Source organism: Agrilactobacillus yilanensis, from assembly GCF_003946725.1.
Lineage (GTDB): Bacteria > Bacillota > Bacilli > Lactobacillales > Lactobacillaceae > Agrilactobacillus > Agrilactobacillus yilanensis.
Genome location: NZ_RHOY01000003.1, coordinates 55859 through 81248, shown reverse-complemented (window position 1 = coordinate 81248; position 25390 = coordinate 55859). Strand labels below are relative to the sequence as shown.

At 40.0% G+C, this 25390-nt stretch carries 28 protein-coding genes; 26 read left to right on the top strand and 2 right to left on the bottom strand.

Annotated features, from left to right (window positions below; all coding sequences use genetic code 11):
* Window positions 1–57 precede the first annotated feature (57 nt).
* The 5 genes from rpsP to rplS all read left to right on the top strand — a co-directional run bounded on the left by rpsP (window position 58) and on the right by rplS (window position 2427).
* Window positions 58–333: a 30S ribosomal protein S16 gene (gene rpsP, locus EKM93_RS03290; protein WP_125713053.1), complete on the top strand. Its 276-nt coding sequence runs from the start codon at window positions 58–60 to the stop codon at window positions 331–333.
* 5 nt (window positions 334–338) lie between these two features.
* Entirely contained in the window at window positions 339–575 is a 237-nt protein-coding gene (locus tag EKM93_RS03285) for a KH domain-containing protein (protein ID WP_125713052.1), read from the top strand.
* Between the two features lie 127 nt (window positions 576–702).
* Entirely contained in the window at window positions 703–1236 is a 534-nt protein-coding gene (rimM, locus tag EKM93_RS03280) for a ribosome maturation factor RimM (protein ID WP_125713050.1), read from the top strand.
* Entirely contained in the window at window positions 1226–1954 is a 729-nt protein-coding gene (gene trmD / locus EKM93_RS03275) for a tRNA (guanosine(37)-N1)-methyltransferase TrmD (RefSeq protein ID WP_125713048.1), read from the top strand. Before rimM ends, trmD begins: the two co-directional genes overlap by 11 nt.
* Window positions 1955–2079: 125 nt before the next feature.
* Window positions 2080–2427, top strand: a complete 348-nt coding sequence (rplS, locus tag EKM93_RS03270; protein ID WP_125713046.1) for a 50S ribosomal protein L19 — start codon at window positions 2080–2082, stop codon at window positions 2425–2427.
* A gap of 58 nt (window positions 2428–2485) precedes the next feature.
* Here the strand turns inward: rplS and lexA are convergent, their stop codons facing one another.
* Window positions 2486–3103 carry a transcriptional repressor LexA gene (lexA, locus tag EKM93_RS03265; RefSeq protein WP_125713044.1) on the bottom strand — a complete coding sequence of 206 codons (618 nt, stop codon included), beginning with the start codon at window positions 3101–3103 and terminating at the stop codon, window positions 2486–2488.
* An 89-nt stretch (window positions 3104–3192) separates the two neighbouring features.
* Between lexA and EKM93_RS03260 the strand changes: the two genes are divergently transcribed.
* Both EKM93_RS03260 and EKM93_RS03255 read left to right on the top strand, forming a co-directional pair.
* Window positions 3193–3450 (top strand): DUF896 domain-containing protein, encoded by a 258-nt coding sequence (locus EKM93_RS03260; RefSeq protein WP_125713042.1) that lies wholly within the window; start codon window positions 3193–3195, stop codon window positions 3448–3450.
* Window positions 3451–3520: 70 nt separating this feature from the next.
* Window positions 3521–3766 (top strand): YneF family protein, encoded by a 246-nt coding sequence (locus EKM93_RS03255; RefSeq protein WP_125713040.1) that lies wholly within the window; start codon window positions 3521–3523, stop codon window positions 3764–3766.
* Between the two features lie 58 nt (window positions 3767–3824).
* Here the strand turns inward: EKM93_RS03255 and EKM93_RS03250 are convergent, their stop codons facing one another.
* Window positions 3825–4478: a lysophospholipid acyltransferase family protein gene (locus EKM93_RS03250; protein WP_125713038.1), complete on the bottom strand. Its 654-nt coding sequence runs from the start codon at window positions 4476–4478 to the stop codon at window positions 3825–3827.
* Window positions 4479–4549: 71 nt separating this feature from the next.
* Here EKM93_RS03250 and EKM93_RS03245 point away from each other — a divergent pair, with 71 nt between their 5' ends.
* The 19 genes from EKM93_RS03245 (at window position 4550) to ribF (ending at window position 25372) form a co-directional block, all read left to right on the top strand.
* Window positions 4550–5284 (top strand): tRNA1(Val) (adenine(37)-N6)-methyltransferase, encoded by a 735-nt coding sequence (locus EKM93_RS03245; protein WP_125713036.1) that lies wholly within the window; start codon window positions 4550–4552, stop codon window positions 5282–5284.
* Window positions 5277–5543 carry a GIY-YIG nuclease family protein gene (locus EKM93_RS03240; RefSeq protein WP_125713034.1) on the top strand — a complete coding sequence of 89 codons (267 nt, stop codon included), beginning with the start codon at window positions 5277–5279 and terminating at the stop codon, window positions 5541–5543. Before EKM93_RS03245 ends, EKM93_RS03240 begins: the two co-directional genes overlap by 8 nt.
* 178 nt (window positions 5544–5721) lie before the next feature.
* Window positions 5722–6525: a 30S ribosomal protein S2 gene (gene rpsB / locus EKM93_RS03235; protein ID WP_125713032.1), complete on the top strand. Its 804-nt coding sequence runs from the start codon at window positions 5722–5724 to the stop codon at window positions 6523–6525.
* Between the two features lie 52 nt (window positions 6526–6577).
* A complete protein-coding gene (tsf, locus tag EKM93_RS03230; RefSeq protein WP_125713030.1) occupies window positions 6578–7456 on the top strand; it encodes a translation elongation factor Ts in 879 nt (292 codons plus the stop codon).
* A gap of 183 nt (window positions 7457–7639) precedes the next feature.
* Window positions 7640–8380: a UMP kinase gene (gene pyrH / locus EKM93_RS03225; protein ID WP_125713028.1), complete on the top strand. Its 741-nt coding sequence runs from the start codon at window positions 7640–7642 to the stop codon at window positions 8378–8380.
* On the top strand, window positions 8367–8927 hold the full coding sequence (gene frr, locus EKM93_RS03220) for a ribosome recycling factor (protein ID WP_125713026.1): 561 nt from the start codon (window positions 8367–8369) through the stop codon (window positions 8925–8927). Before pyrH ends, frr begins: the two co-directional genes overlap by 14 nt.
* 90 nt (window positions 8928–9017) lie before the next feature.
* On the top strand, window positions 9018–9773 hold the full coding sequence (locus EKM93_RS03215; RefSeq protein WP_125713024.1) for an isoprenyl transferase: 756 nt from the start codon (window positions 9018–9020) through the stop codon (window positions 9771–9773).
* 12 nt (window positions 9774–9785) lie between these two features.
* Window positions 9786–10574, top strand: coding sequence for a phosphatidate cytidylyltransferase (locus tag EKM93_RS03210; protein WP_125713021.1), 789 nt, complete (start codon window positions 9786–9788; stop codon window positions 10572–10574).
* A 34-nt stretch (window positions 10575–10608) separates the two neighbouring features.
* Window positions 10609–11877, top strand: coding sequence for an RIP metalloprotease RseP (gene rseP / locus EKM93_RS03205; RefSeq protein ID WP_125713019.1), 1269 nt, complete (start codon window positions 10609–10611; stop codon window positions 11875–11877).
* 25 nt (window positions 11878–11902) lie between these two features.
* Window positions 11903–13627, top strand: a complete 1725-nt coding sequence (locus tag EKM93_RS03200) for a proline--tRNA ligase (RefSeq protein WP_125713017.1) — start codon at window positions 11903–11905, stop codon at window positions 13625–13627.
* Between the two features lie 42 nt (window positions 13628–13669).
* Entirely contained in the window at window positions 13670–17998 is a 4329-nt protein-coding gene (locus EKM93_RS03195) for a PolC-type DNA polymerase III (RefSeq protein ID WP_125713015.1), read from the top strand.
* 139 nt (window positions 17999–18137) lie between these two features.
* A complete protein-coding gene (gene rimP, locus EKM93_RS03190) occupies window positions 18138–18611 on the top strand; it encodes a ribosome maturation factor RimP (protein WP_125713013.1) in 474 nt (157 codons plus the stop codon).
* A gap of 18 nt (window positions 18612–18629) precedes the next feature.
* Window positions 18630–19763, top strand: a complete 1134-nt coding sequence (gene nusA, locus EKM93_RS03185; RefSeq protein WP_125713011.1) for a transcription termination factor NusA — start codon at window positions 18630–18632, stop codon at window positions 19761–19763.
* Between the two features lie 16 nt (window positions 19764–19779).
* Window positions 19780–20076 carry an RNase P modulator RnpM gene (rnpM, locus tag EKM93_RS03180; RefSeq protein ID WP_125713009.1) on the top strand — a complete coding sequence of 99 codons (297 nt, stop codon included), beginning with the start codon at window positions 19780–19782 and terminating at the stop codon, window positions 20074–20076.
* A gap of 5 nt (window positions 20077–20081) precedes the next feature.
* Window positions 20082–20381 (top strand): ribosomal L7Ae/L30e/S12e/Gadd45 family protein, encoded by a 300-nt coding sequence (locus EKM93_RS03175; protein ID WP_125713376.1) that lies wholly within the window; start codon window positions 20082–20084, stop codon window positions 20379–20381.
* Between the two features lie 18 nt (window positions 20382–20399).
* Window positions 20400–22952: a translation initiation factor IF-2 gene (gene infB / locus EKM93_RS03170; RefSeq protein ID WP_125713007.1), complete on the top strand. Its 2553-nt coding sequence runs from the start codon at window positions 20400–20402 to the stop codon at window positions 22950–22952.
* Window positions 22953–22991: 39 nt separating this feature from the next.
* Window positions 22992–23342, top strand: coding sequence for a 30S ribosome-binding factor RbfA (rbfA, locus tag EKM93_RS03165; RefSeq protein ID WP_191988479.1), 351 nt, complete (start codon window positions 22992–22994; stop codon window positions 23340–23342).
* A gap of 134 nt (window positions 23343–23476) precedes the next feature.
* Entirely contained in the window at window positions 23477–24388 is a 912-nt protein-coding gene (gene truB / locus EKM93_RS03160) for a tRNA pseudouridine(55) synthase TruB (RefSeq protein ID WP_125713003.1), read from the top strand.
* Window positions 24389–24418: 30 nt separating this feature from the next.
* Window positions 24419–25372, top strand: a complete 954-nt coding sequence (ribF, locus tag EKM93_RS03155; protein ID WP_125713001.1) for a riboflavin biosynthesis protein RibF — start codon at window positions 24419–24421, stop codon at window positions 25370–25372.
* The last annotated feature ends 18 nt before the right edge of the window (window positions 25373–25390 follow it).

Sequence of the window (25390 nt, the reverse complement as noted above, 5' to 3'; positions counted from 1 at the left end):
CTTCATGAATTACTGGTATATTTATTTGCGTTGATAAAATATTTGGAGGTGTCATATTTGTCTGTAAAAATTCGTATGAAACGTATGGGTTCTAAACGTAAACCTTTTTACCGTATCGTAGTTGCCGATTCACGCGCACCTCGTGATGGTCGGTTTATTCAAGAAGTTGGTTACTATAACCCAATTTCAGAACCTGTTCAATTAAAACTTGATGAAGATGTAATCTTAGACTGGTTACAAAAAGGTGCACAACCTTCAGATACAGTTCGTAATTTACTTTCATCTAAAGGTATCATGACGAAATATCATGAAGCACGCTTTACTAAGAAATAATTATTATGGTAGATATTACAAAGCTAATTGAAGTCATTGTAAAGCCAATGTGCAGTCATCCGGAAAGTATTCAAATCAAACAACATGAGTCAGATAAGTTCATTGAATTTGATTTGAAGTTAGATCCAGATGACGTTGGTCGCATTATTGGTCGGCAAGGGCGCGTTGTACAATCCATTCGTAATATTGTTTATGCCGCTAAGGCGGATTACAATAAACGAGTTCGATTAAATATCATTTAAGATATTTCATGTTGCGTGATGACTGTGCTTAAGTTCAATCTAATTTGTATATTTGTCTGAAACAGAGGTCGGGGCAGTCAATGTCAAGGACCTCTGTTTTTATTATAAAATATAAGTTGAGGTAAACATGACAAATCATAATTTTTTAGTGGTTGGTAAAATTGTAAATACGCAAGGGATCAAAGGGGAAGTTCGGGTGATTGCCAATACAGATTTTCCTGAAAATCGGTTTCGCCAAAATAATCGACTTTATGTCGACTTCAAAGGTCAACAAGTTGCCGTAACAATTGAAAAAGTGCGGCAGCAAAAGAATTTTCAAATTTTGAAATTTAAAGAATATCAAGATATTAATGCAGTGGAAGTTTTCAAAGGCTGCAACTTATTAATTGCGGCCGAAGATCGACCAAAAGATGAGTTAGCAGAAGATGAATTTTATTACCATGATATTATTGGCTTGACCGTCATTGACCAAGAAACAGCGGCCGTTTATGGCACGGTCAAAGAAATTATGGATTTAGGGCCAAATGATGTGTGGGTTATTGGCACACCGGACTATAAGGAAATCTTGATGCCTTATTTGAAGTCTGTAGTGCAGCGCATTGATTTGACTGAGAAAAAAGCTTACGTTCTACTACCAGAGGGTTTGATCGATGAAGATTAATGTATTAACACTGTTTCCAGAAATGTTTACGCCATTGAGCACTTCATTATTAGGCAAGGCTCAGGATAAGGGTTTATTAGATATTAATTTAGTGAATTTTAGGGATTACACGGAAAACAAACACAATTCTGTTGATGATACGCCTTATGGCGGCGGTGCGGGGATGCTGCTGATGCCACAGCCCATTTATAAAGCGATGGCGGCTTTAGATGAAAATCCAAAACGCCGGGTCGTTCTTTTGGATCCTGCTGGACAAACGTTTGATCAGCGGATGGCTGAAGATTTGGCCCAAGAAGACGATGTGACCTTTATTTGCGGGCATTATGAAGGCTACGATCATCGAATCTATGATTTGGCGACAGATATTGTGTCCATTGGGGATTTTGTAGTGACAGGCGGTGAATTAGGGGCGATGGTGATGATTGATGCCATCTCTCGGTTAATTCCAGGTGTATTGGGGAATAAGGCTTCAGCGGCTTCTGATTCGTTTAGTGCGGGTTTATTGGAATATCCGCAATACACACGACCGGTTTCATTTGCGGGCAAAGAAGTCCCAGAGGTTTTGCGCAATGGCAATCATGAAAAAATTCGGCAGTGGCGTTTGTATGAAGCCATAAAGCGGACTTATCTTAATCGTCCGGAACTTCTGGATGATTTAGAACTATCAGATGAAGCGCAAAAGATGTTACGAGAAATTAAAAATATTCAGAACTGTTAAGAAAAAATCTTTACAGGTTTAAAATTATATGCTACTATTTTACTTTGTGATAGGTTATCACGATATCAACGATATTCCGCTGGGGTAAGTCACTTAAGAATATCTGTTATGAAGGAGAGCTAAATATGAATCCATTGATTCAAGAATTAACCAAAGATCAATTACGCACAGACATCCCTGAATTTCGTGCAGGGGATACTGTCAAAGTTCACGTACGTGTCGTCGAAGGTACTCGTGAACGTATTCAGTTATTTGAAGGTGTTGTTATCAAACGCCGTGGCACAGGCATTAGCCAAAGCTATACTGTACGTAAAATTAGTAGTGGTGTTGGTGTAGAAAGAACATTCCCATTACACACACCTCGAGTTGCTAAAATCGAAGTTATTCGTCATGGTCGTGTACGTCGTGCGAAACTTTACTATCTACGTGCATTACGTGGTAAAGCAGCTAGAATTAAAGAACGTCGTTATTAATCAAAAAACTGCAAGTACCGTAATGGTAAACTTGCAGTTTTTTTAGATTCAGCGGTGCTTAGACATATTCGCGATAAAGGCTGATAACTTTGCCTAAAATCGTCACATGATCTAAGATGATTGGATCAAGTGTGTCATTTTCAGGCTGTAGGCGGTAGTAGTCTTCTTCTTTAAAGAAACGTTTGCAAGTGGCCTCATTTTCGTCGGTCATTGCAATGACAATATCCCCGTTATCTGCCGTACTTTGTTTACGGACGATAACTTTATCATCATTGAAGATCCCTGCATTGATCATGCTTTCACCACGGATGGTTAACATGAAAATATCATGGGCATCTTGAATGTTTGGTGGAATTGGGAAAAATTCAGTTGCTTCTTCAACGGCCAAGATGGGTACACCTGCAGTGACCACGCCTAATAATGGAATTTTGGTTGGGCTTTGACCCAACGCTTCAAGACCAGCAGGTGTTAGTTCAATTGCCCGCGGTTTTGTAGGATCTTTTTGTAAAAAGCCTTTTTTCTCTAATCTTTGTAGATGACCATGGACCGTTGAAGTAGAAGAAAGCTTAACAGCTTCGCCAATTTCACGAACTGTGGGTGGATAGCCTTGCGCATTGACCCGGTCAAAGATGTAACGCAAAACTTCCATTTGTTTCGAAGTTTGGTTTTTAGTCATATCGACACCCCTAATTTTTATTAATGTTATCATAGCACACTTCACAACGTTTTTCAAACAAATGTTCGCATTTTATGAAAGGAATCATAATGACTGAAAAAAAAGATTTAGAATCTCAAGAACGTATCAAAAGAATTAACGAATTAGCCCACAAAAAAAAGACCGTTGGCTTAACTGAAGCGGAACGGTTGGAACAAGAAAAGTTACGAAAAGCCTATTTGGACAACTTTAAAAAAGGTTTTCGGTCACAAATCGAAACATTAAGAGTCTTTGATAAAGGCGGTAAAGAAGTTACCCCTGAAAAGGTTCGGGAAATTCAACGTAAAAAAGGTTTACGTGAGGATTAATATTTTGGTTTTCAAATAGACGATAGTTGTGTATTATTAATCATGGATATTTAAAAACGGAGGCAGATAAATGAGTACAGGTGTTGCAATTATGATCGGCGTTTTCATCGGCCTGATCGTCGGAATTATTATTGGTTTCTTAGTTTCTAGAAGTTATATGAAGAAATATTTAACTGATAATCCGCCAATTAATGAAGATATGATGCGGACAATGATGGCACAAATGGGTCAAAAACCTTCTCAAAAACGGTTGAACCAAATGATGAGTGCTATGAAACAACAACAAAAACAACAACTTAATAAAAAGAAACGTTAATTTTATGAAGTTAAATAAAAAACGGGTTTAGGGCTTTCACCCTAAACCCTGTTTTTATTTATAATTCGCCTTTAGCTTCCTCAGCTAATTCTTTTTGATGATCAGGTGTATAAACAAAGTTGGGATCAATCGCTTTGTCCAGTGTCTGCCAAGCAGTGAGCAGCTGCTGGTTAATCGCATGAACTTTGTCGTCTGTCAATTTGCCTTTACGTTCTATCGTGATTGGGTCACCGAAACGGACGGTCATTTTTTGACGCTGTAAGACACCTTTGAGGGTCAACGGCCCTTGGTAAACTAAGGGGATCAACGGCACTTTAGCCAAGCGTGCAATGACTTCAGCACCAGATTTTAATTCGTTGGAATAACGGGTTCCAGAGGGGAACATAATTAAAGACAAATGCTCGTCGCGCAATTGTTTCACCGGGATTTTGATCGCTGAAGGACCGGGATTAACCCGATCTACTGGGAAAACATTGGCATGATGCAAAATAAAGCGCAAAATTGGATTTTTAAAGAGTTCTTTCTTAGCCATAAACCCAAATTTTTTAGGCCAAGCGCCTACCGCAAATAAAATAGGTTCCCACCAAGTTCGATGGGGGGCTACTAAAATATAACCAGTGGTTGGCAATTTTTCTTTATTTTCGTATATAATATTGCCGTTAAGCAAAAACAAAATAAAATGTGCAATGTGATAAAAAATAGAATAAATCATAAGCCACCTCTTGAAAAAATTTCAATGTCATTATTATAGGGGTTAAAACTTTAAATTGGAAGGATAGATCTATGTTAAACGATGATGAGCGAATTGACCAGCTGTATAGCTCTAATATAAAAATTATTCAGTCCGAAAATGTCTTTTCTTTTTCCTTAGATGCGGTCTTATTAGCCGATTTTGCCAATGTCCCGAAGCAGGGCAAAGTGGTGGACTTATGTGCAGGAAACGGGGCAGTGGGGCTTTTTTTAACGGCTAAAACAGCCGCTGGGATAACGATGATTGAGCTGCAAAAAAAGCTTGCAGATATGGCTCAGCGCTCGATTGAATTAAATCAATTGGCGGCGCAAGTGACCATGGTGAACTTAGATGCCAAGCTGGCAACAACGGCTATTGAAAAAGACAGTATAGATTATATTACTTGTAATCCACCGTATTTTCGTGTGCAGGCCCTCAGCCGTAAAAATCCCAATCCCTATTTGGCGATTGCCCGCCATGAATTGAAGATAAATATCGAGGATGTCTTAAATATAAGCAGTCAGCTGCTAAAAACCAACGGTAAAGTGGCGATTGTTTTTCGGCCGGACCGTTTAGATGATTTATTTACGTTGTTTACAAAGTACCATTTGGCTGCTAAGCGGATTCGGTTTATTTATCCTAAAAAAGACGCGCCTAAAGAGGCTAATATGGTTTTAGTTGAGGCGATTAAACAAGGCAAGCCCAATGGCGTCCGGATTTTACCGCCGCTGTTTGTTTATGAGCAGGGTGTGTATAGTTCCGAGGTGCGGCAGTTATTATATGGCTAAGGCAAATTTTTATTTTTATGTTTTAAAATGTAAGGATGGGTCGTTTTATGCGGGGTTTACGACGGATGTCAAAAAAAGAGTGGCGACGCATAATGCGGGCAAAGGGGCGAAGTATACCCGCAGTCATCGGCCGGTGACGTTGTTATACTTTGAAAGTTTTACGACAAAGACGCAAGCTTTGCAAAAAGAGGCTTGGTTCAAAAAGTTAACGCGGGCAAAGAAAGAAGCCTATTTGAGGGACAAAAAGATTGATATTTAATTAGCGGCAATGTTGGTATTGCGATTAATTATCAGATAAGGTATAATTTTACAGTGCGTGTAAGAGCGCAACATTATTTTATTTCACACATCTGTGGATTTAATGGCTGGTGCCTAGCGATAGGTGGCTATTTTAAATGAAGCAGGTGGCGGAAAAACCATTTGGAGGTAACAGATTTATGGCAGTATTAACAATGAAACAATTACTTGAAGCAGGTGTACATTTCGGTCACCAAACACGTCGTTGGAATCCAAAAATGAAGAAATATATCTTCACTGAAAGAAACGGTATCTACATCATTGACTTACAAAAAACTGTAAGAATGATTGACGATGCTTACAACTTCGTTAAAGATGAAGCTGTTCATGGCGGCACATTCTTATTTGTTGGGACTAAAAAACAAGCTCAAGATTCAATCGCTGAAGAAGCAACACGTGCTGGCCAATATTATGTAAACCATCGTTGGCTTGGTGGGACTTTGACAAACTGGAACACGATTCAAAAACGGATTCAATATTTGAAACACATCAAAGAAATGGCTGAAGACGGCACTTTTGATCGTTTACCTAAAAAAGAAGTTGCTTTGTTAAACAAAGAACGCGAAAAATTAGAAAAATTCTTAGGCGGGATTGAAGACATGCCTGGTATTCCAGATGTTATCTTCATCGTTGACCCAAGAAAAGAAAGAATTGCTGTTAAAGAAGCACAAAAATTAAATATTCCAATCGTTGCAATGGTTGATACAAACACTGATCCTGATGATATTGATGTTATTATCCCTTCTAACGATGATGCAATCCGTGCCGTACGTTTGATCACTGCTAAAATGGCTGATGCAATCGTTGAAGGTCGTCAAGGCCAAGACGAAGGCCAAGTTTCAGATGATGCTGAACAAGCTGCTGCTGCTGATAACGTTACACCTGCTGATTCTATGGAAGAAATTGTTGAAGCTGTAGAAGGCAACAAAGAAGACAATAAATAATTTTATTTAAAAGATAAATAAAGCTACCTATAATATTTAAGGAGGCCAAATAATGGCAAAAATTACTGCTGCACAAGTAAAAGAACTTCGTGATAAAACCGGCGTTGGTATGATGGACGCTAAAAAAGCATTAGTTGCTAGTGATGGTGACATGCAACAAGCAATCGACGCTTTACGTGAAAAAGGCGCTGCTAAGGCTGCTAAAAAGAGTGATCGGATTGCTGCTGAAGGTTTAGCTGAAGTTGCATTTACAGGTAATAAAGCTGCTATTATTGAAGTAAACTCTGAAACTGATTTCGTTGCATCTAACAGTGATTTCACATCTCTAGTTGAAAAAATTGCTGCAGTCGTTGCTGAAAAAGAACCTAAAGATATGGAAGCTGCTTTAGCATTACCTTTAGATGACGGCACAATTGCCAGCAAGATTACGAATTTGACGGCTGTTATCGGCGAAAAAATTAGTTTCCGTCGCTTCAAGATTGTTGAAAAAACAGCAGACCAAGTATTTGGTAAATACTTGCATAACAAAGGTCAAATTACAGTATTGACTGTTTTAGAAGGTGCTGATGAAGCAACTGCTAAAGATGTTTCAATGCACGTTGCTGCAATCAATCCAAAATATGTTTCTAGAGAAGACGTTCCAAGTGACGTTGTGGCACATGAAAAACAAGTGCTTACTGAAGAAACTATCAATGAAGGCAAGCCTGAAAAGATCGTACCTAAGATCGTTGAAGGCCGGATGAACAAATTCTTCTCAGAAAATTGCTTAGCTGATCAAGAATTCGTTAAAGACTCAGATCAATCTGTTGGACAATTCGTTGCAAGTAAGGGTGGCAAATTGGTTTCCTTTACCCGTTATGAAGTTGGCGAAGGTATCGAAAAACGCGAAGATAACTTTGTTGATGAAGTTATGAGTCAAATTAAAGACTAATTAAACACATTATGGGGCTGGGATGAAACAATGTTTTGTCGACAGCCCTTTTATTGTGGTAATTTTTAAAATCATGCCAATTTCGGATAATTACTGGGATTAAATGAAGTATTAGGCAATAATGCTCATCAAGGCAGTGGTTTTATGATAAAATATAGGTTAGCAAATTAGCGGAGGTATTTCATGGCAAATATTAAATATAATCGGATTGTTCTTAAAGTTAGTGGTGAAGCGTTAGCTGGTACAGATGGTTTTGGCATCAAGCCACATGTGATTTCTCAATTAGCTGAACAATTAAAAGAAGTAACAGCTTTAGGCGTACAAGTGTCTATTGTTTGCGGCGGCGGGAACATCTGGCGTGGCGAAACTGGCGCAGAATTAGGGATGGAACGTTCTCAAGCTGACTATATGGGCATGTTGGCAACGGTAATGAATGCTTTGGCGTTACAAGACAGTTTGGAACATTTGGATGTCCCAACACGGGTTCAAACATCCATTGAAATGCGACAAATCGCTGAACCTTACATTCGTCGTAAGGCCATCAGACATTTGGAAAAAGGCCGAGTTGTCATTTTTGCCGGTGGGACTGGTAATCCTTACTTCTCAACAGATACAACGGCTGCTTTACGGGCTGCTGAAATTGATGCCGATGTGATTTTAATGGCTAAAAATGACGTTGATGGCGTCTATTCAGCTGATCCAAAGAAAGATCCAACAGCTAAGAAATTCTCTGAATTAACACAATTAGACGTGATTAATAAAAATTTAGGCGTGATGGATTCTACAGCAAGTTCATTATCCATGGATACAGATATTCCGCTAGTTGTATTCAATATCAATGAACCGGGCAACATCAAACGTGTTGTTCAAGGTGAAAAAATTGGAACAACCATTCAAGGAGGAAAAAACAATGGCACAAAATAGTGCTTTAGCAACAGCAAAAGATGGTATGGAAAAAGCGCAAGAAGCTTTAGAAAGACAATTAGGCGGTATTCGGGCAGGCCGGGCCAATGCCAGCTTGTTAAACAGAATTACGGTTGAATATTATGGTGCACCAACACCGCTGAATCAAATGGCGGCTATTTCAATTCCAGAACCTCGAGTTTTACAAGTAACGCCTTATGATAAAACATCTTTAGAAAACATTGAAAAAGCTTTATTAGCGTCTGATTTAGGCTTAACACCCGCCAATGACGGGAACGTGATTCGTTTGGTCATTCCGCAGTTAACTGGGGAACGTCGTAAAGAAATCGCTAAAGAAGTCGGTAAAGAAGCTGAAAATGCACGTATTTCCATCCGTAGTGCTCGCCGGGATGCAATGGAAGATCTTAAAAAACAAGAGAAAAATGGCGATATTACAGAAGACGAGTTGCATCGTTTAGAAAAAGATGTTCAAAAATTAACGGATGACGCTGTTGAAGGTGTTAATGATATCGCAGCTGCAAAGGAAAAAGAAATAACTGAAGGTTAAGACCACAGATATTTTGAACATTGAATGGTGATAAACAATTTGTTTAGGCCATTCTTTCTTTTTTAGCAATTAACTTTGCGGGGGTTATAGATGTTATCAAACAAAGATAGTAATCAACAATTGGCTGAAAATAAGGTGCCAGCCCATGTAGCCGTCATTATGGATGGTAATGGCCGCTGGGCTAAAAAACGGTTTATGCCCCGAATTGCTGGACATAAGGCTGGTATGGACAATGTTCAAACAATTACAACACATGCCAGTCATCTTGGTATTAAAGTATTAAGTCTTTATGCTTTTTCTACTGAAAACTGGAAACGGCCAACGGATGAAGTGGATTATTTGATGCACTTACCAGGGAATTTTTTTGATAAGTTCATGCCGGAATTAATTAAAGAAAATGTTAAAGTTAACGTCATGGGCTTTTTGGATGAATTGCCCAGTTATACGTTAGATGCCGTGAATCGGGCTCAAGATCAGACAAAAGATAATACAGGTTTAATTTTAAACTTTGCACTAAATTATGGCAGTCGCCGTGAAATCACGGCTGCAGTTCAAAAAATTGCCACCCAAGTTGCTAATGGGGACTTGGCACCAGAACAAATTGATGAATCGGTCATAGATGCGCAGTTAATGACGGGTGCTTTTGGGGCTTATCAGGATCCTGATTTATTGATTCGAACCAGTGGGGAAGAACGTTTATCAAATTTTTTGCTATGGCAGCTTGCTTATAGTGAACTTGTTTTTACAGATGAATACTGGCCTGATTTTACGCCAGCATCTTTAGATAACGCCATTGCCCAATTTCAAAGCCGTCATCGTCGTTATGGTGGGCTAACTAATAAATAGGAGTTGAGGTTTTTGCGACAACGAATTATTACAGCAGTCGTTGCATTAATTATCTTTATACCACTGCTTATTGCCGGTGGTGTTTGGTTAGAACTTGCAGCCGCTGTGTTGGGTGTTATTGGATTATCTGAATTTTACATTATGCAAAAGCGCATTATTGTTTCACCGGACTTTGTAATTTCAGCCGTTGCGGTCGTTGCGTTAGTATTACCGAAGCATTTGTTAAATTGGCTGCCAAATTCAATTTCTCAGATGGATGTTTTCTTCTTACTAACGGTAATCTTGTTAGTTTATACGGTTTTATCTAAAAATCGAACGAATTTTGATGAAATTAGCGTCAACACATTGGCGACGCTTTATGTAGGGATGGGTTTTCATGCCCTAGCCAGCGTCCGTAATAATGCGGGCTTAGACACGTTATTTTTCTTCTTACTCGTTGTTTGGATGACCGACTCCGGTGCTTATATTTTTGGTCGAAAATTGGGCAAACATAAGCTTTGGCCAGCAATTTCACCAAATAAGACTTGGGAAGGCTCTATTTGCGGGACACTGTTAGCGGTTGTTGTCGCTGTAATTTATGTCCAATTCTTCCCACAACTTTATAGTATTCCGGCGATGATTGGCCTAGCATTATTGTTTTCGGTCATTGGTCAGCTGGGAGATTTGGTCGAATCTGCTTACAAACGTTATTATGGCGTTAAAGATTCGGGTAAAATTTTACCAGGGCATGGCGGTATTTTAGATCGCTTTGATAGTTTGTTACTTGTATTGCCACTACTGCATTTCTTTGGTTTCTTTTAAGGTAGACAGTGTTTTTATTGGAGGTTTAACCTGATTGAAAACGATTATTGTTTTTATTATTGTTTTTGGACTGCTTGTGTTAGTTCATGAGTATGGACATTATTATTTCGCAAAAAAATCTGGCATTCTAGTCCGTGAATTTTCAATCGGGATGGGACCAAAATTATTTGCGACGCGTAAAAATGGCACCACCTATACAATCCGCTGGCTGCCATTAGGCGGTTATGTTCGGATGGCCGGCTCATCAGATGACGAACTTGAAATTGAAGCTGGGACAATGGCCACTTTAGTGCTGGACGATAATGGCAAGGTTAAAAAAATTAATACCAGTAATAAAGTCGTTTCAACCGACGGCATCCCTATTCAGATCAATAAAACTGATTTGGAAAAAGAACTTTATGTTGAAGGCTATGAAAATGGCGATGAACAGGAATTAAAACGGTTTGAAGTTTGGCATGATGCCACGGTTATTGAAAAAGATGGGACAGAAGTACAAATTGCGCCTATTGATCGTCAATTCCGGTCAGCAAGCTTGCCAAAACGGATGATTACTAACTTTGCCGGACCAATGAATAATTTTATTTTTGCAATTTTAATATTTATTGTATTGGCCTTTATGCGTGGGGGTGTTCCGCAAAATACCAATGAAGTTGGTCAAATTATGGCGGATTCCCCGGCAGCAAAAGTTGGTTTAAAAACGGGCGATAAGATCTTAAAAGTGAATGGGCAAAAGACTGCTGATTGGACGGCGGCTCAAACCCAAATTTCTAAGTATCCGGGCAAACAGATTACGTTGACAGTACAACATAATCAAAAGACGGAACAGCTCAAAATTACACCGAAAAAAGTGACCCAGCAAAAACAGACGTATGGGCAAATTGGCATTATGCAGTCAATGAATACAAACTTTGGCGCAAAAATCGCTTATGGCTTCACCGCCTTTGCGGACTTAAGCGGTCAAATCTTTTATTTATTAGGCCGTATGGTGACGGGACATTTTTCAATTGACCAATTGGCAGGACCTGTGGGGATTTACACCATGACTTCCCAAGCCACCAGTCAAGGCTTAAATACGATTATTTACTTCTTAGCTTATTTGTCGGTTAACTTAGGAATTATTAATTTAATTCCAATTCCAGCTTTAGACGGCGGTAAATTATTATTAAACATCATTGAAGGTATTCGCGGTAAACCAATCTCTCAAGATAAAGAAGCCATTGTGACTTTAATTGGGGTGGGTCTGTTAGTTTTTCTAATGATTGCAGTCACATTTAATGATTTCCAAAGAATATTCACGCATTAAATTCATCAAAGGGGTTTTGAAGAATATGAAACAGTCAAAAATGTTTATTCCAACATTAAAGGAGGTCCCAAGCGGTGCTGAAGCCATCAGTCATCAATTGATGCTTAGAGCAGGTTATATCCGCCAAGTTTCTGCGGGCGTTTATGCTTACTTGCCACTGGCATTACAAGTATTGGACAAGATTAACGGTATTATCCGTGATGAAATGTCTAAAATTGATGCGGTTGAAATGCGGATGCCAGGCCTTATTCCTGCAGATCTTTGGCGAGAATCCGGGCGATATGAAACTTATGGCCCCAATTTATTTAAGTTAAAAGATCGGCATGAACGGGATTTTGTTTTAGGACCAACGCATGAAGAAACCTTTACGGATCTTGTTCGGGATGAAGTACGCTCTTATAAGCGGTTACCATTTGTGCTTTATCAAATTCAAACAAAGTATCGGGATGAAGATAGACCCCGCTATGGTTTGTTAAGAGGTCGGGAATTTATTATGCAAGATGCCTATTCCTTCACGGCAAATCAAGCAGATTTAGATAAAGTTTACGATCAAATGGAAGCAGCTTACACCAATATTTTTAATCGAACGAAATTAAACTTTAGAACGATTATTGGCGACGCTGGGGCGATGGGCGGCAAAGATTCCAAAGAGTTTTCAGCAATTGCACCGATTGGTGAAGATACGATCGTTTGGTCTGATGGCAGCGATTATGCGGCGAACTTGGAAATGGCAACGAGCAAACAGCCACAAGTTGTTTCGGATGAAGTGGGTAATGAACTGGAAAAAATTGCGACACCAAACGCAAAGAGCATTGATGAAGTTTCAGAATTCTTGAAGATCCCTGCTGCAAAACTGATTAAAAGTGTCTTATTCATTGCGGATGAAAAGCCAGTTTTGGCCTTAGTTCGGGGTGATTATGAAATCAATGATGTTAAATTAAAAAATGATTTAGGTGCAGATTTCTTAGACATGGCAACGCCAGAACAAGTTGCGGATTTGTTCCATGCCCATATTGGCTCTATCGGCCCAGTACAAGCACCTGAAAAAGTGCAAATTTTGGCAGATTTATCTGTTCAAGGTTTGATTAATGGGGTTGTTGGGGCTAATGAAGACGGCTTCCATTACAAGAATGTTTTACCAGATCGAGATATTAAGATTGAAAAATATGTAGATATCCGCTTTGTTAAAGAAGGCGAACCTTCTCCAGACGGCAATGGGACTTTGCATTTTAGCCGCGGTATTGAAATCGGTCATATCTTTAAATTAGGCACGCGTTATTCAGAAACAATGAATGCGACGTTCTTAGATGAAAATGGCCGCACACAACCAATTATTATGGGTTCTTATGGGATCGGCGTTTCACGGCTGCTCTCAGCGATTATCGAACAGCACAGCGATGATAATGGGATTGTTTGGCCAAAAGCCATTGCCCCATTTGATATTCATGTTGTCCCAATCAATCCAAAACAAGATGTTCAAATGAATTTAGCCGCAGATATTGTAACGTTATTAAAAGCGGAAGATTATTCTGTTTTATTGGATGACCGGAAAGAACGGCCTGGGGTTAAATTTGCGGATTCTGATTTGATCGGTTTGCCAATTCGGATCACCGTGGGCAAAAAAGCTACTGAAGATATTGTTGAAGTCCGTATTCGGAAAACAGAAGAAACCATCGAAGTTAAAAAAGATGAATTAGTTAATGTGATTGGTATTTTACTATCACAAATTGATGATGACCCAACTGAATAATTTTATATAAGTATTAGACAATGATTTTAGAGGAGATTGTTAATGTTAAATAAGAATGAACTCTTCGAAAAGTTGTTGGCACAAATTGAACTGCCAGCTGATTTGAAAAATAAAGACCACTTTGTTAAAGGCGAAATTGATAAAGTTGTGGTTCATGATCAATCAAATCAATGGGAGTTCTTTTTTTCATTGCCAGCGCTTTTACCATTTGATGAATTTAATATCTTTCAAGTGCGTTTAACGGAAAGTTTTAAAGCGATCGCAGATGTCCATTTTCATATTAAAACGCCAACAACAGACTTTGATCAGGCGACTTTGCGGGACTACTGGTCTTATGTTTTAACCCATAGTGATCTGAGTTCCATGCTTTTAAAACAAGTTTGTGAAAGTCAGCTGCCACAAGTTCATGATCGACGGGTGATTTTACCGGTTGAAAATGAAGTGGTTAAAGATTATATCGTTAAAGGGGCTTTAGGGCCGATTGAAACGGTTTTTGCAGCGATTGGTTTCCCTAGTTTTAATATACGGGCCATTATTGACCAGTCCGCTTCTCAAGAAAAAATTGACGCGTTTAAACAGCGGCAAGCGCAAAAAGATGCGCAAATTCAAGCCACAGCAAAAGTTGTCGCGGAAGAAAAACAAAATCAGCCCGTTCGTAATAATCCTCGGCCTGGTGGTGGGGACAAGGATGTTTTGTTAGGCCGTAAAATTAAAGGCGATCAGCCGATTCGGCAGATGGCTGATATTTTAGAAGAAGAGCGCAGTGTCGTAGTTCAAGGCTATGTGTTTGAAGCAGAAGTCCGTAAATTGCGGTCTGGCCGTCAGCTTTTAACGCTGAAGGTAACGGATTATAGTTCTTCTTTTGTGGTGAAGCGCTTTTCACGGGATAACGATGATGAAGCGGTTTTTGCAGCCTTTAGTAAGGGCATGTGGGTTACCGTCCGCGGCTCAGTTCAAGAAGACAGTTTTATGCGGGATTTAACGATTAATGCGACAGATATTAATGTTTTTCATCATCAAAACCGACAAGATACAGCAACGGGTGAAAAAAGAGTCGAATTGCATTTGCACACAAATATGAGTCAGATGGATGCGACGAACTCAATTAAAGATTACGTGGCCCAAGCTAAAAAATGGGGCCATTCCGCAATTGCGATTACCGATCATTTTGGGCTGCAAGGTTTCCCGGACGCCCATACCGCTGCTTTAAAAAATGACCTCAAAATGCTGTATGGCGTGGAGATTAATTTGGTGGATGACGGGAAGCCTTTAGCGTTTAATTTGCGAGACCAGCAACTAGACGGTGCCGAATATGTTATTTTTGACGTGGAAACCACCGGCTTGTCTGCGGTTTATGACAATATCATTGAATTGGCCGCTGTTAAAATGAAAGATGGCGCAGTGACCGGCACTTTTGATGAATTTATTGATCCTGGCCATCCCTTATCCCAGTTTACAATTGAGTTAACCAGCATCACCGACGACATGGTTAAAGGGTCTAAATCCGAAGCGGAAGTCATGCAGCTGTTTAAAGATTTCACAGGGGATGCCATTTTGGCAGGGCATAACGTGACCTTTGATATGGGCTTTTTGAATGCAACCTATCAGCGGCACGATCTGCCAAAAATTGAAGTCCCGGTCATTGATACTTTGGAAGTTTCACGGCTGCTGCATCCGGAATACAAAAACCATAAATTGGATAACTTAGCGAAGAAATATGAAATCAACTTAGAACATCATCACCGAGCTAATGCCGATGCGGAAACCACCGGTCATTTATTGTATAAATTATTGGACCAAATGGCCAAACGTTATGACACACATAACGTGGCACAATTAAATGACAATGTGGGCGGCCCCGATGCGTACAAGCAATCCCGGCCGCATCATGCGATTTTGTTGGCTCAGACACAAGCTGGTTTAAAAAATATGTTTAAAATTGTTTCTGATTCTAACGTTAAATATTTTTATTATGAACCTAGAGTGCCCCGCAGCTTATTGAATGAATATCGAGAGGGTTTATTAGTCGGTACCGCTTGTGATAAAGGGGAAGTCTTTGAAGCGGTCATGCAAAAAGGCTATGCGGATGGCTTAGAGCTGGCAAAATATTATGATTATATTGAAGTCATGCCAAAGCCCGTGTATCAGCCGTTGATTGATAAAGGGTTAGTCAAAAATTATGACGCCCTAAATGATATTTTAAAAAATTTAGTCAAAATTGGCCGAGATTTGGACAAACCCGTTTGTGCCACAGGGGATGTGCATTTTATGAATAAAGAAGATGCCATCTACCGTGAAATTTTGATTAAATCTTTAAAGAGCAGTCCATTGCGGCGGCAGACATTGCCAGATGTGCATTTTAGAACAACCGATGAAATGCTTCAGGAATTCGAATTTTTAGGAGAAGATCAAGCCCATCAAGTCGTCGTTGAAGGGCCAAATCAAGTGGCTGAAATGGTGGATGGGGCAATTACCCCCGTTAAAGATCAGCTGTATACCCCTAAAATGCCTGGGGCAGAAGATGAGATTCGGAATTTAACAATGGATAAAGCCCATGAACTTTATGGAGCGCCTTTACCTAAAATTGTTTCGGATCGGGTAAAAAAGGAATTAGACAGTATTATTGGCAATGGGTTCTCAGTAATTTATTTAATTTCACAAAAGTTAGTTTATAAATCGAATAAAGATGGGTATTTAGTTGGTTCCCGGGGCTCTGTGGGCTCTAGTTTGGTCGCCACGATGACGGGGATTACTGAAGTTAACCCTTTGCCGCCGCATTACCGCTGTCCAAACTGTAAATACAGCGAATTTTATACAAAAGGTGAAGTTGGTTCCGGCTTTGACTTGCCAGATCGGACTTGTCCAAACTGTGGCACCGATTTAATTAAAGACGGTCATGATATTCCATTTGAAACTTTCTTAGGCTTTAAAGGGGATAAAGTACCGGATATTGATTTGAACTTCTCAGGGGACTATCAACCTGTGGCCCACAATTATACGAAAGTATTATTTGGGGAAGATTATGTTTTCCGGGCTGGGACGATTGGTACCGTAGCCGAACAGACCGCTTTTGGTTATGTGAAGCATTATGAAGAAGAGACGAATCAGAATTTTCGAAATGCGGAAGTTGATCGTTTAAAGACGGGGACGGTAGGGGTTAAGCGCACCACTGGCCAGCATCCGGCGGGGATTATCGTTGTGCCGGATTATATGGATATTTATGATTTCACCCCAATTCAGTTCCCAGCCGATGCCCAAGATGCGGCTTGGAAAACCACCCATTTTGATTTTCATTCGATCCACGATAATATTTTGAAATTAGATATTTTAGGACATGATGATCCGACCATGATCCGGATGCTTCAAGATTTATCCGGCGTTGATCCGCAAACGATTCCGACAGATGATCCTGGGGTGATGTCGTTATTTTCTAGTCCAAAGATTTTAGGCATCACGGAAGCACAGATCCAGTCTAAAACTGGTACTTTGGGGATTCCGGAATTCGGGACCCGCTTTGTCCGAGGAATGTTAGAAGAAACCCATCCCACAACGTTTGCGGAATTGTTGCAAATCTCTGGTCTATCCCATGGGACCGATGTTTGGCTGGGCAATGCTGAAGAATTGATTAATCAAGGCGTCGTTACTTTGAAAGAAGTTATCGGCTGCCGGGATAACATCATGATGGATTTGATTCACTGGGGCATGGATTCACAAATGGCCTTTCAAATCATGGAGCATGTGCGTAAAGGCCGGGGTATTCCCGATGACTGGCAAGAAGCATTACGCGCCAATGAAAATGTACCGGATTGGTATATTGACTCCTGTCTGAAAATTAAGTATATGTTCCCTAAAGCCCATGCGACGGCCTATATTTTAATGGCTTTGCGTATTGCGTACTTTAAAGTTTATTTCCCAGTAATTTATTATTGTGCTTACTTATCTGTGCGGGCAGATGACTTTGATCTAGAAGTGATGGCTTCTGGTAAAGAAGCGGTCAAAGCACGGATGAAAGAAATCAATGATAAAGGCCGGGATGCCTCCCAAAAAGAAAAGAATTTGTTAACGGTTTTGGAAATCGCTAATGAATGTTTGGAACGGGGCATTACCATTAAAATGGTGGATATTGAAAAGTCAGATTCTGATCAATTTATTATTTTAGATGATCATACACTGCTGGCACCGTTTAAAGCCGTTGATAAATTAGGGGACAGCGTTGCAAAGCAAATTGTTGCAGCTAGAGAAGAGCGGCCATTTTTATCTAAGGAAGATCTTTCTAATCGAGGTAAAGTTTCCAGCACCTTGATTGATGATTTGACCCGATTCCATGTTTTGGATGAGCTGCCAGATGAAAATCAATTGTCATTATTTTAGTCAAAATGTGATAGGGCCGCTCTAAATTTGCCTAACGATTAAATTTATGGTATATTTAACATTGTAATTTGATACTTTTCGTTTGAGTGAGCAGAAGTGCTCACTCTTTTTATTGAACTAATTCATTGGAGGTGATTTTTTGAGTAACGTCGTCACTATTGTTGAAAAGCTGGTTCAGCCAATTGTTGAGGCACATCATTTCCAACTTGTGGATACCGTTTATGAAAAAGAAGGTCAATCCTGGTACTTGCGGGTCTATATTGATAAACCCGGCGGCATTGACATTGACGAGTGCGTTTTAGTCAGTGAACAGTTGAGTGAAAAACTCGATGCTTTGAATCCAGATCCTTTTGAAGAAGCGTACTTTTTAGAAGTTTCTTCACCAGGCGCCGAACGACCATTAAAAACGGAACAAGACTTACAAAATGCGATTGGGACCTATGTTCATATTTCGTTATATCAAAAAATTGATCAAAGTAAGATTTATGAAGGGACTCTTTTAGAAGTCACCGATCAAACATTAACTTTAGATATTAAAATTAAAACACGTCATCAAACAAAAAAATTCGAACGCCAGAATATTGCCAAAGCACGCTTGGCCATTGAATTTTGATTTCAGGAAGGAATTAACATGAGTAAAGAAATGATCGAAGCTTTAGATGCCTTAGAAAAAGAAAAAGGTGTCAAAAAAGAGATTGTGATCGAAGCCCTAGAAGCTGCCTTAGTTTCCGCATATAAACGTAATTACGGACAAGCCCAAAATGTAGAAGTAGAATTTGACGACAGAAAAGGTAATATCCATGTCTACGCCGTTAAAGAAGTGACCGAAGAAGTTTTCGACTCACGACTTGAAGTGAGTTTGGATGAAGCTTTAAAATTGAATCGGGGCTATGAAATTGGCGATCAAATCAAATTTGAAGTGACGCCTAAAGATTTTGGCCGTATTGCCGCACAAACTGCGAAGCAAGTTATTATGCAACGGGTTCGTGAAGCTGAACGCAGTATTGTTTACAATGAATATAGTCAATACGAAAATGAAATTATGCAAGGGGTCGTAGAACGCCGGGATAATCGGTTTGTTTACGTGAACTTAGGTCGGATTGAAGCGGTTTTAGGCCGTCAAGATCAGATTCCAAATGAAGACTATCAACCCCATGATCGGATCAAAGTTTATGTTTCTAAAGTGGAAAATACCACAAAGGGCCCACAAGTCTTTGTTAGCCGGACACATCCAGATTTAGTCAAACGCTTATTTGAACAAGAAGTGCCTGAAATTTATGATGGGACTGTTGAAATTATGTCCATCGTCCGTGAAGCCGGCGATCGGACGAAGATGTCTGTACGGTCAACCGATAGCAATATTGATGCTGTCGGCACTTGTGTTGGCCCGAAAGGACAACGGGTTCAAGCTGTAGTAAATGAATTACATGGTGAAAACATGGATATTGTCGCTTGGGAAGAAAATCCTGCCGACTACATTGCCAATGCCTTGAATCCTGCAGAAGTGCTAAACGTGAATTTTGACGAAACCAACGACCATAATTGTGTTGTAATTGTCCCAGATGATCAGTTATCCTTAGCCATTGGTAAAAAAGGTCAAAATGCGCGGTTAGCCGCTAAATTGACAGGCTATCGGATTGATATCGAACGGGAAAGTGAAGCAGACAATCTGCCAGAAAGTGCGCCGATGACTGAAGCACCTGCCCCAGAAACTGCAGAATCAGATGTAGACACAACAAATGATGAGACAGATTTGAACGAATGATTGAAGTAGGTGAATTATGAAAAAACGTAAAATCCCTATGCGCAAAGATATTTTAACCAATGAAATGCACCCGAAAAAAGAAATGGTCCGGATTGTGAAAAATAAAGCCGGTGAAATTTCTTTGGATACAACTGGTAAAAAACCGGGCCGTGGGGCATATGTGTCTTTGAATCCAGAGGCCATTAAAGCTGCAAAAAAAGCAAAAATCTTAAATGAAGTCTTTGAAAGTCCTATTCCAGACGAATTTTATGATGAATTGTTTGATTATGTAGACCATAAAAAGGCGCGACAGGAATTATTCGGTAACGATTAATGACAATGGATCAAACACAAAAATTATTGAATTTAATTGGCTTAGCGTTTCGAGCAGGTGCATTGACCACCGGTGAACCACAAGTTTTAAAAGCATTAGCAGCACATCAATTAAAACTTGTGATCATTGCCAGTGACGCTGGAACAGCCACACAAAAAAAATTAACCGATAAAACAACTTACTATCATGTACCCATACATGACGATTTAAGTACGGAGCAGCTCACTCAAGCCCTTGGCCGACCAAGAAAAATTATTGGTGTCAATGACGCTGGATTTGCAAAAGGTATGGTGAAGCTCATGTAAATTAAGGAGCGTGAAGATATGGGGAAAAAAAGAATTTATGAATTTGCAAAAGAATTAGATTTACCGAGTAAAAAGGTTGTCGAAGCCGCTCAAAAAGCCGGCTTAGACATTAAAAATCACATGGCTACTGTGGAAGCTGATCAAGAAACAAAGATCAAACAAATTTTAAAAGGCGGCACGGCAAAGCCAAAACCAGCACGGCCTGTTCAGGCAAAACCGGCACCAGCGCAAAGCCAACACCAGCCTGCTAAAACTAATGCTAATCGACCACAAACGGCTGCTAATAGCCAGCATGTTTCAGAAAATCACAATAACCACGCGCAAAATAGCCAACCTAGATCGGCGAATAATACGCAAAGAACCAATGCAAATGTAAATCGGGGCCAAAATACCCATAACAACAATAATCATTCTCAAGGTGGTAGTACTATAACAACGACAGCTAATAATCGTAATAATAATAATACGAACCGTAATAGCAACAATAATACAAATCGCAGCAATAACAATAATACAAACCGTAACAACAGCAATCGTAATAACACGACTGCTGCACGGCCAAATAATACGAATAATACACGTAACAACAGCAATACAACGCAACGTCCTGCAAGTTCTGGGACAGCTAATAATAATCGTAATGGCAACAGTAACGGTGGCGGCTTTAACAATCGTAACAACAATAATAACGGCCGCAACAATAACCGGGGAAATTCTTGGAACAATAATAAACGCCGTAACAAGCGCAACAATCGGCGCCGAGATAATAATGCCCCTAAGAAAGTAATGCCACAGCGTAAAGATCGGCCATTGCCAGAAGTATTAATTTATACAGATGGCATGAACGCGCAAGATTTAGGTAAAATCTTACACCGTGAACCCGCAGAAATTGTTAAGAAGTTGTTCATGCTTGGCGTTATGACCAATCAAAACCAATCACTAGGTAAAGACGCCATTGAATTAATTGCGACAGACTACGGGATTGGCGCACAAGAAAAAGTCGAAGAGGACATCAGTGATTTAGAAAGAATCTTTGAAGAAGAAACAAGTAATGACACACATCTTGAAAATCGGCCACCCGTTGTTACAATCATGGGTCACGTTGACCATGGTAAAACAACCCTGTTGGATAAATTACGTCACACCCATGTTACAGAAGGTGAAGCCGGCGGGATTACCCAACATATCGGGGCATATCAAGTTAAATTAAATGATCGAATCATCACTTTCTTAGATACACCAGGACATGCTGCCTTCACAAACATGCGGGCGCGTGGGGCCGATGTAACGGATATTATCATCTTAGTCGTTGCGGCTGATGATGGGGTCATGCCACAAACAATTGAAGCGATCAACCACGCCAAAGCAGCCCATGCACCAATTATTGTAGCGGTGAATAAGATTGATAAACCAGGCGCCAATCCAAACCACGTGATGGAACAATTAACCGAATATGGTTTAATTCCAGAAGACTGGGGCGGCGATACAATTTTTGTTGAAATTTCAGCTAAGTTCGGCAAAAATATTGATGAATTATTGGAAATGGTACTTTTGGAAGCCGATATGCTGGAACTAAAAGCCAATCCAAAACAACGGGCTGTCGGGACTGTTTTAGAAGCCCGCTTAGACAAAGGTAAAGGCCCAATCGCTTCACTATTAGTGCAACAAGGGACAATGCATGTCGGGGATCCAATTGTGGTCGGGAATACGTTTGGCCGTGTCCGGGTAATGACCAATGACCGGGGCCGCCGTGTTAAAGAAGCTTTGCCTTCTGAACCAGTTAGTATTACCGGCTTAAATGATGTCCCTGCAGCAGCTGATAAATTTGCAGTTTTTGCTGATGAAAAAACAGCGCGTGCCGCCGGTGAAGAACGGGCAAAACAAGCACTATTGGAAGAACGTAGCCATACAAACCATGTCACTTTAGACAACTTGTTTGAATCGATGAAACAAGGGGAACTTAAAGAAGTTGACGTGATCATCAAAGGGGACGTTCAAGGTTCTGTTGAAGCATTAGCCAATAGTTTAGAAAAAATTGAAGTTGAAGGCGTTCGCGTCAACATTATTCACCGGGCTGTTGGGGCGATTAATGAAAGTGACGTCACCTTAGCTGCGGCCAGCCAAGCAATCATCCTTGGGTTTAATGTTCGGCCAACCGTTAATGCAAAGTCCCAAACTGAAACCGAAGACGTGGATATTCGCTTGTACAATGTCATTTACAATGCCATTGAAGAAGTTGAATCTGCCATGAAGGGTATGTTGGAACCAACTTATCAAGAAAAAGTGACGGGTAACTTAACGATCCGGGAAACTTATAAAGCTTCTAAGATTGGGACGATTGCCGGTGCTTATGTAAATAACGGTTATATTACAAAGGATTCAGGCGTTCGTTTGATTCGTAACGGGATCGTTATTTATGAAGGTAAATTAGCTTCCTTGAAACGCTTCAAAGATGACGTTAAAGAAGTCCGTCAAGGCTTTGAATGTGGCTTGACCATTGAAAACTATAACGATGTTAAAGTTGAAGATGAAATTGAAGCATATATTATGGAAGAAGTTCCAGCCAAATAATTGTAATTAATAATTGTATTTCAATACTGGAGGTGCATGATGAAACATCGAATTGGACGAGTAGAACAAGAAATTAATAAAGAAGTAACAGATATTTTATTAAAACGCGTCAGAGATCCTAGAGTAGATGGGGTCACGATTACCGGTGTTGATTTGACCGGTGATTTACAACACTGTAAAATTTACTATTCTATTTTATCTGATAAAGCGAGTGATGTTGAAAAAGCACAAGCTGGATTGGATAAAGCAAATGGCTTAATTCGCCGAGAATTAGGGCAACGGATTAAAATTTACAAAATTCCAGAATTAACCTTTCTACAAGATAAATCTGTTCAATATGGGGAACGAATTGATGAACTTATTCGCCAGCTCCATGAAACAGAAAAATAGAATTTTGACAAAAAGCACTCGTAAGGGTGTTTTTTTGTTGCCCCAAAATAAAAAATTCGCTAAAATCTATTTTTAATTTTTGCGCATTCTACGGTATACTATAAGTATTTGAGAAATAGAAACGGAGTGGTTAAGTGGACGGAATTTTACCACTATATAAAGCAGCGGGGATGAGCAGCCATGATTGCGTGGCGGCGATTCGTAAAACGTTGCATATTAAACAAGTTGGGCATTCAGGGACGTTAGATCCTCAAGTGGACGGAGTTTTGCCAATTTGCATTGGCCAGGCAACAAAAGTTGTGGATTATTTATTATTGCAGGGCAAAGTCTACACCGGCAAAGTTTTATTAGGCCAAGCCAGTGAAACTGAGGATTTGGAAGGGGCTATTATTGAGCAGACCCAACTGCAAAAGCCTTTTACAGAAACGGCAATTAAAACAGCGATGGCGGCTTTAACCGGGGATATTGTACAAATCCCACCCATGTATTCAGCGGTTAAGGTTAACGGCCGACGTCTTTACGATTATGCACGGCATAACGTGCCAGTAGAGCGGCCAAAGCGACCAGTTCATGTGTATCGTTTTGAATATACAAATAGTACTTATGATCCCCAGACAAAAATGCAGACGATTGAATTTATCGCAGAAGTTTCTAAGGGTACTTATATTCGGACATTAGCAGTGGATTTAGGTCGTAATTTAGGGGTCCCAGCATTAATGTCACAGTTAACTCGAGAAAAGAGCGGTGGCTTTGATTTGAAGGAAACCGTTACCTTGGAAGACTTTAAAGCGGCTGTTGCGGATCAGACCGCTAGTACGCTGCTATACCCAATAGATCGTGTTTTAGAACAATATCCGAAATACGCCTTATCTGCAGAACAATGGGCGCAAGTTCAAAATGGAGCCTTTTTAGAAATTCATGACTTACCAGAATTGATTACCTTGACTTATCAAGGTCATATTAAGGCGTTATATCAATTGCGACAAAAAAATCCCAATGTTTATAAACCTAAAAAGATGTTTTTACAAAATAACGGCATTGGTTAATATAAGAAACGAGAATTGAGGCGTAATACTTTGAAAGTTATCCATCTACACCATCCCTATGATATTAAGGCAATTGATCCGTCAGAAACTGTTTTAGCCTTAGGTTTTTTTGACGGGGTCCATCGTGGGCATCAAGCTGTCATCCAAGAAGCGCGAAAAATTGCCACCGCTAAAGGTTTAAAATTAGCTGTGATGACATTTAGTCAGCATCCAGCCATTGTTTTTCAAAATATCGGCCCCACAGGGATTCAGTACTTATCACCAATTTCACGAAAAATTGAACTAATGGCCGAAAATGGCGTTGATATTTTATATTTTGTAGAATTCACCTCTAGTTTTGCCGCATTATCGCCAGCAGATTTTATTGATCAATATGTGGTAGGCTTACACGCCAAAGTAGCGGTCGCCGGCTTTGATTACACTTTTGGCGAACAGGCCACGGCCAACATGACCATCATGCCAACCTTAGCTGCGGGCCGTTTTGAAGTGGTGACCGTTGGTAAAAGAACCGATAGCACTGAAAAAATTAGTTCCACCCGCATTCGCCAGTGTCTCGCAGAAGGTAACGTGGATGAAGCTGGGACACTATTAGGTTATCCCTATGAAACAGATGGCATCGTCGTCCACGGGTTAGCCCGGGGCAGAACGTTAGGCTATCCTACCGCTAACGTAGTGAATGAAGATCATCAAATTATCCCAGGCATTGGCATTTATGCCGTTCAAGTTGGCTTTGAAGGGCAATGGTATCCGGCAATGGCCTCGGTGGGCTATAATGTCACCTTTAAAGAAGATACTGGAATCACGGTGGAAATTAATATTTTTGACTTTGATAAATTTATTTATGGCGAGCAAGTAAAAGTCTGCTGGTATCATTATTTGCGAGGAGAAATTAAATTTACCGGCGCGCAAGGGCTCATTGATCAATTGGCAAAAGATAAAGTCGCCACTAAAGATTTTTTCAAAAATCTAAAAAATAACGCTTAATAATTTATAATAAAATAA

Coding starts and splice junctions, on each gene's coding strand:
- EKM93_RS03285 (WP_125713052.1), top strand. CDS start 339: ATGGTAGATATTACAAAGCTAATTGAAGTCATTGTAAAGCCAATGTGC.
- rimM (WP_125713050.1), top strand. CDS start 703: ATGACAAATCATAATTTTTTAGTGGTTGGTAAAATTGTAAATACGCAA.
- trmD (WP_125713048.1), top strand. CDS start 1,226: ATGAAGATTAATGTATTAACACTGTTTCCAGAAATGTTTACGCCATTG.
- rplS (WP_125713046.1), top strand. CDS start 2,080: ATGAATCCATTGATTCAAGAATTAACCAAAGATCAATTACGCACAGAC.
- lexA (WP_125713044.1), bottom strand. CDS start 3,103: ATGACTAAAAACCAAACTTCGAAACAAATGGAAGTTTTGCGTTACATC.
- EKM93_RS03260 (WP_125713042.1), top strand. CDS start 3,193: ATGACTGAAAAAAAAGATTTAGAATCTCAAGAACGTATCAAAAGAATT.
- EKM93_RS03255 (WP_125713040.1), top strand. CDS start 3,521: ATGAGTACAGGTGTTGCAATTATGATCGGCGTTTTCATCGGCCTGATC.
- EKM93_RS03250 (WP_125713038.1), bottom strand. CDS start 4,478: ATGATTTATTCTATTTTTTATCACATTGCACATTTTATTTTGTTTTTG.
- EKM93_RS03245 (WP_125713036.1), top strand. CDS start 4,550: ATGTTAAACGATGATGAGCGAATTGACCAGCTGTATAGCTCTAATATA.
- EKM93_RS03240 (WP_125713034.1), top strand. CDS start 5,277: ATGGCTAAGGCAAATTTTTATTTTTATGTTTTAAAATGTAAGGATGGG.
- rpsB (WP_125713032.1), top strand. CDS start 5,722: ATGGCAGTATTAACAATGAAACAATTACTTGAAGCAGGTGTACATTTC.
- tsf (WP_125713030.1), top strand. CDS start 6,578: ATGGCAAAAATTACTGCTGCACAAGTAAAAGAACTTCGTGATAAAACC.
- pyrH (WP_125713028.1), top strand. CDS start 7,640: ATGGCAAATATTAAATATAATCGGATTGTTCTTAAAGTTAGTGGTGAA.
- frr (WP_125713026.1), top strand. CDS start 8,367: ATGGCACAAAATAGTGCTTTAGCAACAGCAAAAGATGGTATGGAAAAA.
- EKM93_RS03215 (WP_125713024.1), top strand. CDS start 9,018: ATGTTATCAAACAAAGATAGTAATCAACAATTGGCTGAAAATAAGGTG.
- EKM93_RS03200 (WP_125713017.1), top strand. CDS start 11,903: ATGAAACAGTCAAAAATGTTTATTCCAACATTAAAGGAGGTCCCAAGC.
- EKM93_RS03195 (WP_125713015.1), top strand. CDS start 13,670: ATGTTAAATAAGAATGAACTCTTCGAAAAGTTGTTGGCACAAATTGAA.
- nusA (WP_125713011.1), top strand. CDS start 18,630: ATGAGTAAAGAAATGATCGAAGCTTTAGATGCCTTAGAAAAAGAAAAA.
- rnpM (WP_125713009.1), top strand. CDS start 19,780: ATGAAAAAACGTAAAATCCCTATGCGCAAAGATATTTTAACCAATGAA.
- EKM93_RS03175 (WP_125713376.1), top strand. CDS start 20,082: ATGGATCAAACACAAAAATTATTGAATTTAATTGGCTTAGCGTTTCGA.
- infB (WP_125713007.1), top strand. CDS start 20,400: ATGGGGAAAAAAAGAATTTATGAATTTGCAAAAGAATTAGATTTACCG.
- rbfA (WP_191988479.1), top strand. CDS start 22,992: ATGAAACATCGAATTGGACGAGTAGAACAAGAAATTAATAAAGAAGTA.